Below are 11901 nucleotides of genomic sequence, written 5' to 3' on the forward strand. Positions count from 1 at the left end.
GGCACAAGATCGTGGGTCAACTCACAATATGGATCATTCGCACTTCTTCACGGCTACTTTTACGAACTCATTTCTATCAAGATAACTGCGGGGATTTGTTATCACACCACACTGACCGAAACCTTCGAAATAAACGGTCAGTCCGCCGCTTCGCCATTGATCAATTTTATCAACAACAAGCGAACTCATATGACCTTCTGCAGATTCAAAGGAGCATTTTCTCCCCGGAACGGGTGAGGGTTGATTGCGTGTGGGATTGCTCAAGCTTTGCGCCATACAATTTCTTAAGTTTTCACGGATGATTTGAGCGCGCTGATAAACTGCGGGCAAAGTATAGTTGATCCCGTTGTAAAGTGAATCGTAATACTCTTTGGGATAGACGCCGCCGGATTTAAAACTCGCGTCTCCGCGGCAAAAGGCGTAACGAGCTTCGCCGATTTCGAGGCCAAAGTAAGTTTCAAAATCTTTTGAAGCTCCATTGTAATACAGACTGCCAAACGCGTTTTGCTGTGACGTTGGATCATGAAGCAGTGATTGAATGGTTGCAAACTGAGTTCCTTCAAACGCAGTGTCCGGATAACCCGCTGGTGAACATTGAATCAAGCGCGCCAAAAGCTGCTCTTTTGTTGGCGGAATATAACCTGCGGGATCACTTTTGTTGGGAACTGAACACCCAGCTGCCATGACGTTTAAAAGTTCCTCTGCTTTTCTAGAAAGAAGAGGTGGAGGATTTACAGCTTCAGTCGAGTTGCAGCTTAAACACGACAAAACATTTTCACCTGCAACAGAGCACGCGCCACTTTTAAGAACCATTGTAGGTTGCGGTGTCAAGACGGGAGGATTTATCGACGGCAAAGACATCCGGCTTTCAGTTTCGTTGCTTGAAAAAAGAAGCTGGTTATTACAACCCACCAAGGAAACAGAGCTTAACATAACTACCGATACGAACAGGTCGCGAGATTTCATGACATCCTCCAAGTGGGCTTGTTTTCAAAGGCTGTTCCTATATGTGAGCCAATAATTTTTCTGCAAACCCTTGTTTCATTGGTAAAAATTCAAAATGAGACGAACGCGAGTGTTCGCTTTTTTGTAGAGAACTTTTAAAGTGTCGATCTTGATGACGATTCTTCGAAGATTGAGAAGAAATTTAACGTGCGCCGAGCTTACAAATAATTTTTTGCAACGCGAGTTTCCGTTTTCAGAGGGAAAATGCCGTTATTTTTCGGCAAAGTTATAGACGCTACGATGATCGCCGATCTGTTTTTGAAGCTCTTTTAAAAGAGCACGAGCCAGCTTTGGATTTTTCAAATGGATATAAAGTTGCGGATGAATTTTTACGTCTTCAACAAGCCAATTTCCCGTTCCAAGTAAGATTTCTTTTTCATCCTTAATAAGATATTTTGAGTGTGTAAAAAGATGGCCAGGACCAAAATGAAGATCCGTAATTCCGGCTTTTATGAGTCTCATTGCCGTATCCCGGGTGCGCCGTACATACCACAAAGCAAAGCTATTGTGATGATGGATAAAGCCCGAAATTTTAATTCCTCTTTGAGCTGCGCGAATAAAAGCTTTCTCAATTTCTGAATGAATAAAGAAGTAAATAGAGAAATCCAAAGACGTCTTTGCCGTATCAATCATTTCGATAAGAACGTCCTTAAAGTCGCCATCGGCCAACATAGGTGGATCAAGTTTGATTTCCCCGTGATGTCCACCGTTCCAAAGATGCATGAAGTATTGATCAAATACTTTGGCGGTGTGCGGATCATCAATGAGCAAATTTGTTTCGTAGTTTTTAAGAATGCTTTGATTTGTTAAATTGGTTGAACCAAAAAGCAAATAGCGATTGTCGACACAAAAACCTTTCGCGTGGGTTGAACCATATATGACTTCCACTCCCGCTTTTTCCAGAAAATCGACTGTGGTTTTATTGCGTGTCACCGTTTCTCTAAGTCCCTCGACATAAAGACGGATAGAGATTTTCTTGCCATATTTTTTCTTAATTTCGGCGAGTTTCTCCGCGATTTTATAGGGCGCATTTTTTGTGGATAAAACACCCTTGGCACTCCCAATGGCAAACGAATAAGCCAGAATATCAATGCTTGAACGCGCCCGATCTAGAAGATCTAAAAGAACTGGCAAATATGCTTCATTTAAAACAAGTTTTATATCCGTTTTTTGTGCCATTTACTCATATCCAGACTGGAAGATTTTTTTTAGTTTTGCGAGAGGCAAAGTGTTAATGACATCTTTCTTTTCAAGCCACCCGCGACGAGCCTGACCGACTCCGTATTTCATGAGGTTTAACTGATTCACACTATGCGAATCCGTGGAGATCGCGATTTTGACCCCTAGATCTTTCGCCATTCGGCAAAGGGTGTCTGAAAGATCCATGCGCTCGGGTTGAGAATTAAGTTCCAGAATAATTGATCGCTCTTTGGCGGCTTTCATGATTTTTTCGACATTCATCGCATAAGGCTCGCGCTTTCCGATCAATCTTCCCATGGGATGCGCAAAGATTCGAAAGTGGGGGTTATCCATCGCGCGCAAAATTCGATCGGTTTGTTTTTGTGACGGAAGTTGAAAATACGAATGAATGGCGCCCACCGTGTAATCTAATTTTTCTAAAACATCGTCGGGTAAATCAAGGCGACCGTCCTCAAGAATATCCACTTCAATGGATTTTAAAATCGTGATCCCCTGAATTTCTGCATTGAGTTCATCGATCTGATCGATCTGTTTTAAAAGCTGCTTTTTGTCGAGACCATGTGCCACGGCCACTCGACGAGAATGATCCGTGATGCCGATATAGGCGTAGCCCATTTTTTTGGCGGCCAATGCCATCTCTTTTAAAGAATTGCGTCCGTCACTGGCCGTCGTGTGCATGTGCAGATCGCCTTGCAGGTCTTTTATTTGAATCAGATGAGGAAGCTGTCCTTTCACTGCCGCTTCGATTTCTCCTCTGTTTTCTCTTAATTCGGGTTCGATGTAGGGAAGCTTTAGGAGCTCATAAATTTCTTCTTCTTTGGCAGAGACAATGCTTTTTTCGCCCTTAAAAACTCCGTACTCATTGATCTTTAAACCTCGTTTTAAGGCTCTCGCACGCACGGCGATGTTGTGCGCTTTTGAACCCGTAAAATAAAGTAAAGCGGCTCCATAACTGTTGTTATCAACGACACGCAGATCGACTTGCAAACCGGATTTCAAATTCACCGTGGATCGTGTGGAACCCTTTGAAATGACTTTCGCGATATTTTCAAATTTTAAAAAATGCTCCATGACTGGCTGACTTTTTTTCGCGGTTACCAAAATATCAAGATCCGCGACGACCTCTTTTCTTCGTCGGAAGCTCCCCGCCACTTCTAATTTTTGCAGACCCGGTGCCTTTGAAAGATAGCGCGATAATAAATTTGCGGCTTCTTCAGCTTCGAAGAGCAAGACATGTTTTTTCTGCTCTTGTTGAATTTTTTTAATACCTTCAAGAATTTCTGCCCGCGTTTTTTCTCCAAATCCGCGCACTTTCAGGATTTCATTGCTTTCAGCCACTCTTTGCAGGTCTTCAAGACTTTTAATCCCCAATTTTTCATGCAGGATCTTGACCCGTTTTGGTCCTAGCGTGGGGATTTTTAAAAAATCCAATAAAAACTTCGGCGTTTTTTCGGCAGCTTCATCGAAAGCTTGCAGGTGTCCTGTTTGCACAATCTCTTCTATTTTTGAAGCGAGGTCTTTTCCTATGCCGGGATATTCGTAAAGTTTTCCGTGAGCTTCAATCACGTCCGCCACATTCTGAGAAAGTTCTATCAGTGTGCGCGCCGCTGTTCGATAAGCACGAATACGAAAGGGATTGGCTCCTTGAATTTCAAGAAGATCCGCCAGCTGACTGAATGTCTGTGCCACTTCCGCATTTTGAATCGCCATAGAATATTCTTTGCGGATCCACCGCTAAGAATATTAAGCCATTGTCGTGAGAGGACCCTCAAGAAGACCTCTGACAAATTGGTGCACGCGCGGGTCTTTGTGATTTTGTGTTTCTTCAGGAGTCCCTGTGATGATGAGTTGTTGGTCCATCACCACACCAATGCGATCTGCCATTTGATAAGCGCGATTCATGTCGTTCGTGATCGCCACAACCGTCGAACCTTTTTCAGCTTTGAGTTTCAAAATCAGTTCGATGATTTTTTTTGAAGTGATTGGATCCAGTCCTGCCGTCGGATCATCATAGAAAATAATCTCTGGATCTAGAGCCAGCGCTCTAGCAATTCCGAGGCGCTTTTGCATCCCACCGCTAATTTCATCGGGATAAAGATCGCGCGCGTGCGGAATTCCGACCGCATCCAAGAAAGTCTCAGCTCTTTTTGTTATTTCCCATTCCGTGAGATTTGTGGTCTCGCCCAAAGGAAAGCTGATGTTTTCAACGCAGGTCAATGAATCAAAGAGAGCGTTCTTTTGAAACAAAATTCCCATCTTTTTTAACAACGGCAAACGCTCTTTAGGACTTAGCGTCATCCACTCTTTCTGTTCAATAAAAACTTTGCCATTCTGAGGAGTTATCAAACCTGACATGGTCTTCAGCAGCGTCGTTTTACCCTGCCCGCTCGGACCCACAATCACGAAGGATTCGCCGGCCGCAATATTGAGGTTCACTTGCTTTAAAACAACATGATCTTCAAAGGCCACCGTAATGTCTTGCAGGCTGATGATGCTCATCGGGTCGTCCAGTTCTTGCTCTCTAAGGTCTCTGCGCCGAGCAGTAAATCTTGTTTCTATATATGATTTGATATTGAATGTGTCATCGAACGCAAGTTTTAAATTTTTCCATTCATTTTGAAGCCTTAAGGAGATTAGTCATGGCTCACAAAAGAAATAAAATTGCCGTTATCGGCGCAGGATTCGTAGGTTCAACAACTGCTCATTGGGCAGCACAAAAAGAACTTGGCGATGTTGTTATCTTGGACATCAATGAAGGTGCAGCTATCGGTAAGGCATTGGATCTTGCTCAAGCAGGTCCTATCGAAATGTTTGATACAAAAATCAAAGGAACTAACAAGTACGAAGACATCGCTGATTCTGATGTTGTTATCATCACTGCAGGTATGCCACGTAAACCAGGCATGAGCCGTGATGAGCTTGTTGGTATCAACGCGAAAATCGTAAAAGACGTTTGCGAAGGAGTAAAAAAATACGCTCCAAATTCATTCGTGATCGTTGTTTGTAACCCAATGGACGTTATGGCTGTTTACGCAAAACAAATCTTGGGCTTCCCTCGTGAGCGCGTTCTTGGAATGGGCGGTTGCTTGGATTCAGCTCGCTTCCGTGAATTCATCGCTGAAGAGTTGAATGTGTCTGTTAAAGACGTCACTGGTATCGTAATCGGTAACCACGGTGATGCGATGATGCCTCTTGTTCGTCAAGCTTCTGTATCTGGTATTCCTCTTACAGAACTTCTTCCTGCAGATAAAATCGCAGCAATCGTAGCTCGTACAAAACAAGCTGGTGCTGAAATCGGTGGCCACTTGAAAACAGGTTCTGCTTACTACGCTCCTTCACGTGGTGCAGTTGAAATGGCAGAAGCAATTCTTAAAGACCAAAAACGCGTTCTTCCAGTGGCTGTTGAGTTGACTGGTGAGTTCGGTGTTAACGAAGGTTTGATGGTTGGCGTGCTTGCAACTATCGGCGGAAAAGGTATCGAAAAAGTTCACAAGTTCGAAATGAACCCAGCGGAACAAGAAGAATTCAAAAAATCAGTAGACGCAGTTCGCACACTTGTTTCTGCTCTTAAAAACGTTCAGTAATCTGGAGTTATAAAAAATGAATATTCACGAGTATCAAGCCAAAGAGATCCTCAGAAAATTTGGAGTTGCGACTTTAAAAGGTAAAGTCGCTCACTCTCCTGAGGAAGCTGTGGCTGCAGCAAAAGAAATCGGTGGAAGTCTTTGGGTCGTTAAGGCGCAAATCCACGCAGGTGGCCGCGGTAAAGGCGGCGGGGTTAAGATCGCAAAAACTTTGGATGAAGTGGGCGAGCTTACAAAAAAAATGATCGGCATGACTTTGGTGACTCACCAAACAGGCCCTGAAGGTAAAGTTGTTCAGAAAGTTTACATCGAGCAAGGTTGCAACATCGCGAAAGAATACTACGTTGCTTGCTTGATCGACCGTGCAACTGGCAGAGCGGCAATGATGGCTTCTTCTGAAGGTGGCATGGACATCGAAGAAGTTGCTGAACACAATCCAAATGCGATCAAGAAAGTAGACATCGATCCAACAATCGGTTTGGCTCCTTTCCAAGCTCGTCAATTGGCATTTGAAATCGGCATGTCTCCTGAAATCGTAAATAAAGCTGTGAAATTCTTCACAGGCCTTTACAACGCATTCATCACAACAGATTGCTCCATCGCTGAGATCAATCCTCTTGTTGTGACTAAAGAAGGTGACGTTCTTTGCTTGGATGCGAAAATGAACTTCGACTCTAACTCACTCTATCGCCATCAAGACATCGTTGAAATGCGTGACTTGAATGAAGAAGAGCCTTCTGAAATTGAAGCTTCTAAGTATGACCTTGCTTTCATCAAACTTGATGGAAACATTGGTTGCTTGGTCAACGGTGCGGGTCTTGCGATGGCAACTCTTGACATCATCAAACTTCACGGCGCTTCTCCTGCAAACTTCTTGGACGTTGGCGGCGGCGCGAACAAAGAGAAAGTAACTGCGGCTTTCAAAATCATCCTTAAAGATCCAAACGTAAAAGGAATTTTGGTTAACATCTTCGGTGGTATCATGAAATGTGACATCATCGCTGAAGGCGTGATCGCGGCTTCTAAAGAGTTGGGTCTGAAAGTTCCACTTGTTTGCCGCCTTGAAGGTACAAACGTAGAACTTGGTAAAAAAATCTTGAGAGAAAGCGGATTGAATATCACTCCTGCTGACGACCTCACAGATGCAGCTAAAAAAATCGTGGCTGCGGTTAAAGGATAATCGACATGGCAATTCTTATTAACAAAGACACTAAAGTTATCTGCCAAGGTTTCACTGGCGCTCAAGGGACTTTCCACTCTGAGCAAGCTTTGGCTTACGGAACTAAAATGGTGGGTGGTGTGACTCCAGGTAAAGGTGGCACAACTCACATCGGTCTTCCTGTGTTCAATACAGTGAAAGAAGCGAAAGCAGCGACTGGTTGCAACGCTTCTGTGATCTTCGTTCCACCTCCATTTGCAGCGGACTCCATCATGGAAGCTGTGGATGCTGATTTGGATCTTGTGATCTGTATCACTGAAGGCATTCCTGTTCTTGACATGGTTAAAGTGAAGAAATTCATGGAAGGCAAACGCACTCGTTTGATCGGTCCTAACTGCCCTGGCGTTATCACTCCGGGACAATGTAAGATCGGTATCATGCCTGGTCACATTCACAAACCAGGTCGTATCGGCGTTCTTTCTCGCTCTGGGACTTTGACTTATGAAGCTGTTGGACAGTTGACGGCTTTGGGTCTTGGTCAATCAACGGCTGTTGGTATCGGTGGTGACCCAGTGAACGGAACAAACTTCATCGACGTTCTAAAAATGTTCAATGAAGATCCAGACACTGATGGCGTTATCATGATCGGTGAGATCGGTGGATCTGCAGAAGAAGAAGCTGCAGAGTACATCAAAAAGAATTTCAAAAAACCTGTGGCTGCGTTCATCGCGGGTGCTGCGGCTCCTGCTGGTAAACGTATGGGCCACGCGGGTGCAATCATCAGCGGCGGCAAAGGAACTGCGGAAGCTAAATTCGCGGCTCTTGAAGCAGCTGGTTGCAAAATCGCTCGCAGCCCAGCGGACATGGGTATTACTTTGAAATCTATGTTGAAGTAATTCTTCGAAGGAAATGAGTCATTTCAGAACCCACGGTGGAAACATCGTGGGTTTTTTATTTTACCATTGCGCCGTATTTACTAAAAATCTTTTCAAGAGTGCCATTGGCTTTAATTTTATCAATAGCCTCGTTCAGATCTTTGACTTTGACGTGGCCTTTGCGACTGAGTGAACACGAAATCGGATACTCCTGCATAAATAGACGCTCACGGTTTATTTCGATTTTCGGGTGTTTTAGCTTAAAGTAATCAATAAAAATTTCATCCGTGACAATATACTGAATACGCCCATTAAGAAGTTTTTTAAGATTGGCTTCTTCACTAAGACTGTCTTCCCTGATGAGTTGTTTTGATGCAAAAAGAGGGTCCAGTTTCGGATACACATACTGCAGCATGGTCCCAATGGTTTTATTTTTGAGGTCCGTGATTTTTTTTGGCATCGGTGCCGGCCCAATAATCACTTCTCTTTTCATAAAAAGAGGCTTTGAGAAGTCGAGCTGATCCTGACTGCTTGCCCACACCTTGCTTGTGTAGCACATCATATCGACTTGGCCTTTAAACAAGTAACCATCCAAACGATACCTTGTGATCACACTGAAACTGCTTTTTCGGCCCATAGCCTCTGCCAGTGCCGTTGCGTAATCCACGACGAGACCTTTAGTTTCGTTGGGTTTACCTTCGAATAACAACGGAGGCGCAAGTCCCGCCGGAACACCGACGCGGACTTCAGTGATCTCCTCCCCGAAAACCTGAACGGACATTATTGAAATAAAAAAGGCTAGCACTATAGCGGTTCGCATAACTTAACAGTGCCGTAAAAGCGGACGGTTTTCAAAAGGTCATTTCCTTTTAAACTGAATTTAATCGGGATCAAAGTTTATTGCCTTCACTTATATCCTGACAAAATCAGAACAAAAAATGCCCTGTAAACTTAACAACGGCACTACTCTTTCAGGTGTTCGCAAGGTACAAAGCCCCATCAAAACTAATGGAGGTTCTTGTGAAGTCGGTCGCTTTCGTTGTCCTTTCTCTATTCATTTCTGCATCTAGTTTCGCTGAACAGCTTGAATTGCCTTTAGAGCCAAAACAATGCGTGACTCTTGATCAGGCAAAAACGGCTTTGAATAATTATCTTTCTCCGCTTGTGGGTCGCTCTTTGAACGATGATTTTTATTGGATCATCGATGGTGAGTTCATCCTTACAAAAGACGACGTAAAACGCGCATTAAAATCTTTGAGCTGGGATGCAAAGTCTTTCAAATATCAGACGTCTGCGATTGTTGACGGTTACTGTGCTGCTGGCGCTTCATGCTGGGGTTGGTACACTGTGGACTGCTCTGGAAAGATCGATGCCCTCGTTGATGGCGAAGACTAATTGGTGAAAATATTTCAGGGCTTCTGCTTCGGAGCCCTACACTCCCTGTCAAAGAGCAGAATATGATTGTCTTGTGTTGCGCCTTCGTAATTAAACTGGGGCATGAAGACATACATTCTTGCAATGTTCACATTTCTGCTTTCAATTTCTGCCAACGCTTTTGCTCCTGATTGGTCGGAAGGCACACTGATTCCGGAAGGTGGCCGCGAGAATATCTATCAGTGGTCCGACGCTGATTTTCTTCACTATAAAAATCAAGGAAAGATCCACACACAGATTTATCCCGTGACTGTAACTGGAATGCTTCCTCCTTATGCTCCGATAAAAAAACTGATTGATGAAGACTCCAACAATCCATTTAAAAAATGGCTGCAAGGAATTCTTCAGGGAGTCAGCGGATACAAAACATTTAATGATGTTCTTAAAAACCTAGGTCTTCATCCTTATCCAAAACAAACGGACGACGGCGTTTATGCTGTTCCTTATCCCAACAATATTCGTCCTGATGAATTGATGGGTTTTGGTCTTATTGAAAGAAATGGCGCCAAAGGTTTTACATTTAGCTGTGCGGCGTGCCACTCAAGCAATCTTTTTGGCAAAACAGTTTTGGGAATGACGAATCGTTTTTCCAGAGCCAATGAGTTTTTCATCAAAGCTAAAAAAGTGATGGCTGTTTCTGATCCGCTTATTTTCCAAGCCTACACGGGCGCAACTACGGCGGAAAGAAAGCTTCTGGAAGAGTCGATGGGAAATTTGCGATTCGTGTCTTTAAAGCAACCGATTGCTTTGGGACTGGATACGTCTTTGGCTCAAGTCAGTCTTTCTCTCAATCGTCGCTCCAAAGATCCTTATGCAAGTTACAGCGAATGGTATGCCACCTTCCCTCGTCATGATGCGATTTTAGATAACAATCCTGCCGACTCAAAACCTGCGGTGTGGTGGAATTTAAAATATAAAAATCGCTGGCTTTCTGATGGCAGCGTTTTGAGCGGAAATCCTATTTTCACCAATATTATTTGGAATGAAATCGGTCGCGGAGCAGATCTGGTCAAACTTGAAAAGTGGCTCGATGAAAATAGCCAAGTGATTGAAGAACTCACGACGGCTGTATTCTCAATCCAGGCGCCACTTATCACGGATTTTATTCCTGCAGAAAAAATTGATTTGGGTCGCGCAAAATTAGGTGAACAAGTTTTCAATACCAATTGCGCAAAATGCCATGGGCACTATGACAAGGCTTGGAACGTAGCAGGTTCGGAAGCGCTTCCATTCAAAGATCAGCTGAAAACCGTGCAAGTCCGCTACAAAGAAAAAACTCCAGTTGTGGATGTTGGCACAGATCCTTACCGCCGTCTTGGAATGAAGTCTTTAGAACAACTCAATGATCTTGCGATCTCTAAAAAGAACGGCATTGTGATCAAAGCACAACCAGGCTATGTGCCTCCGCCACTTGTGGGTATCTGGGCAAGATGGCCTTACTTCCACAACAACTCCATTCCAAATCTCTGTGCATTGCTAACACCTTCTGAAAGAAGACCTGTGGCTTATTACTCTGGAGAAGCCAACAATCCTGCCACGGATTTCGATCTTGAATGCAACGGATACCCCTTGGGAGACAAGACTCCGAAGGCGTGGATGACCCGTGACCATTATTTTGACACTCGCAAAAAAGGCATGAGCAATGCTGGCCATGACGACCGTATTTTCATCAAAGACGGCAAAGAGATTTTGTCTAAAGAAGATAAAAAGAATCTCATCGTCTTCTTGCAAACCCTATAGAAAGCAGTGTCGATCCTTTAAACAGCCTAAGAATTCTTTTCTGAAAATATTTCGGGGGCCCACCGTTATCGGCGGTTGTGATAAAACCTCCTATATGACAAAGACATTCGCCTTTATCATCACAGCAGCACTCTTTTTTGGTTCTCTGACAGCCCTTGCGGATGAAGAAAACCAATATTCTCGCGGCCTCATTATCGCCGTAGACACTCGCGATCATGCCCACTGTGAAATGGCGCAAAAAACTGTGCAAGGTATGACAACGGCAAAGGTCACGCAAGTCTGCGAACAAGACGGTCGTAATCCTTATGCGGTGATTATTATCACAGTACCTATGAGCGAATTCGATTATTCAAATGAAACGTCACCTGCTTTAGGCTCGAAGGTTTCCTTAACGGCCATCAATAATCCCCAACTAGGAACAATGTTTATTTATCCTCGCTCTCATTACAGTGATCAGTACTTCCGCGTGATGTCTCGTCGGGAAAAAGCCAGCATTACTATTTTCAGACAAGCTGACTTCGGCGATATGGATTTCCGCCGCGAAAATGCTTTGTTGTTGGCCTTCCTTTTAAAATCAAACTCGAATCAACAGACTTCAAAAAAGATCGCGTCTTCGGTGGGTAAGAGATTAGTTTTTAATCGCGGATCTTTTGACATGAACGAATCTCAGTACCGTTCTCAAGCAACAAAGGCCGCAAGCATTATGGACTCTATCAATGGCACCATTCAGGACGCCATCAACACCGATCGCGCCTCTTTTAACGTTTTCATGCCGCCTAAGACGTGCCGCAAGGACACAGGTCCTTGTCCTAACAATGACGGTTACGGCTTTGGTTTAAGCGTCACAATTCGCTTCTAAAATTTGCATATATAGCCCAGAGCAGCAATAGTCGTTGACAGTCGA

Annotated in this window: 11 protein-coding genes; 6 read left to right on the plus strand and 5 right to left on the minus strand. The window is 43.9% G+C overall.

The window, feature by feature from the left end; all coding sequences use genetic code 11:
* Positions 1-33 precede the first annotated feature (33 nt).
* The 4 genes from ACLSSO_RS18295 to ACLSSO_RS18310 form a co-directional block, all read right to left on the minus strand.
* Positions 34-966, minus strand: coding sequence for a hypothetical protein (locus ACLSSO_RS18295; RefSeq protein WP_413943673.1), 933 nt, complete (start codon positions 964-966; stop codon positions 34-36).
* Between the two features lie 249 nt (positions 967-1215).
* Positions 1216-2184, minus strand: coding sequence for a phospholipase D-like domain-containing protein (locus tag ACLSSO_RS18300; protein WP_413943674.1), 969 nt, complete (start codon positions 2182-2184; stop codon positions 1216-1218).
* The gene (gene polX / locus ACLSSO_RS18305; protein WP_413943675.1) at positions 2185-3915 is read right to left on the minus strand and encodes a DNA polymerase/3'-5' exonuclease PolX; all 1731 of its coding nucleotides are present in this window, start codon (positions 3913-3915) and stop codon (positions 2185-2187) included.
* A gap of 33 nt (positions 3916-3948) precedes the next feature.
* Positions 3949-4704, minus strand: coding sequence for an ABC transporter ATP-binding protein (locus ACLSSO_RS18310; protein ID WP_295901013.1), 756 nt, complete (start codon positions 4702-4704; stop codon positions 3949-3951).
* Between the two features lie 140 nt (positions 4705-4844).
* On the opposite strand from ACLSSO_RS18310, the gene mdh reads away from it, so the two are divergent.
* Genes mdh through sucD form a run of 3 tightly spaced genes read left to right on the plus strand, consistent with a single transcriptional unit; the run spans position 4845 to position 7844 of the window.
* Entirely contained in the window at positions 4845-5789 is a 945-nt protein-coding gene (mdh, locus tag ACLSSO_RS18315; RefSeq protein WP_295901011.1) for a malate dehydrogenase, read from the plus strand.
* 16 nt (positions 5790-5805) lie between these two features.
* Positions 5806-6969 carry an ADP-forming succinate--CoA ligase subunit beta gene (gene sucC / locus ACLSSO_RS18320; RefSeq protein WP_295901009.1) on the plus strand — a complete coding sequence of 388 codons (1164 nt, stop codon included), beginning with the start codon at positions 5806-5808 and terminating at the stop codon, positions 6967-6969.
* 5 nt (positions 6970-6974) lie between these two features.
* Positions 6975-7844, plus strand: coding sequence for a succinate--CoA ligase subunit alpha (sucD, locus tag ACLSSO_RS18325; RefSeq protein ID WP_295901007.1), 870 nt, complete (start codon positions 6975-6977; stop codon positions 7842-7844).
* A gap of 55 nt (positions 7845-7899) precedes the next feature.
* On the opposite strand, the gene ACLSSO_RS18330 is transcribed toward sucD, so the two are convergent.
* Complete coding sequence (locus ACLSSO_RS18330) at positions 7900-8604, minus strand: substrate-binding periplasmic protein (protein WP_295901004.1); 705 nt, start codon at positions 8602-8604, stop codon at positions 7900-7902.
* A 239-nt stretch (positions 8605-8843) separates the two neighbouring features.
* Between ACLSSO_RS18330 and ACLSSO_RS18335 the strand changes: the two genes are divergently transcribed.
* The 3 genes from ACLSSO_RS18335 to ACLSSO_RS18345 all read left to right on the plus strand — a co-directional run bounded on the left by ACLSSO_RS18335 (position 8844) and on the right by ACLSSO_RS18345 (position 11856).
* Positions 8844-9218, plus strand: a complete 375-nt coding sequence (locus tag ACLSSO_RS18335; protein ID WP_295901003.1) for a hypothetical protein — start codon at positions 8844-8846, stop codon at positions 9216-9218.
* Between the two features lie 102 nt (positions 9219-9320).
* Positions 9321-10997, plus strand: coding sequence for a hypothetical protein (locus ACLSSO_RS18340; RefSeq protein WP_295901001.1), 1677 nt, complete (start codon positions 9321-9323; stop codon positions 10995-10997).
* A gap of 94 nt (positions 10998-11091) precedes the next feature.
* Positions 11092-11856 carry a hypothetical protein gene (locus ACLSSO_RS18345; RefSeq protein ID WP_413943676.1) on the plus strand — a complete coding sequence of 255 codons (765 nt, stop codon included), beginning with the start codon at positions 11092-11094 and terminating at the stop codon, positions 11854-11856.
* The last annotated feature ends 45 nt before the right edge of the window (positions 11857-11901 follow it).

The sequence above is a fragment of the Bdellovibrio sp. HCB-162 genome (assembly GCF_047344985.1).
Taxonomy (GTDB): Bacteria; Bdellovibrionota; Bdellovibrionia; order Bdellovibrionales; family Bdellovibrionaceae; genus Bdellovibrio.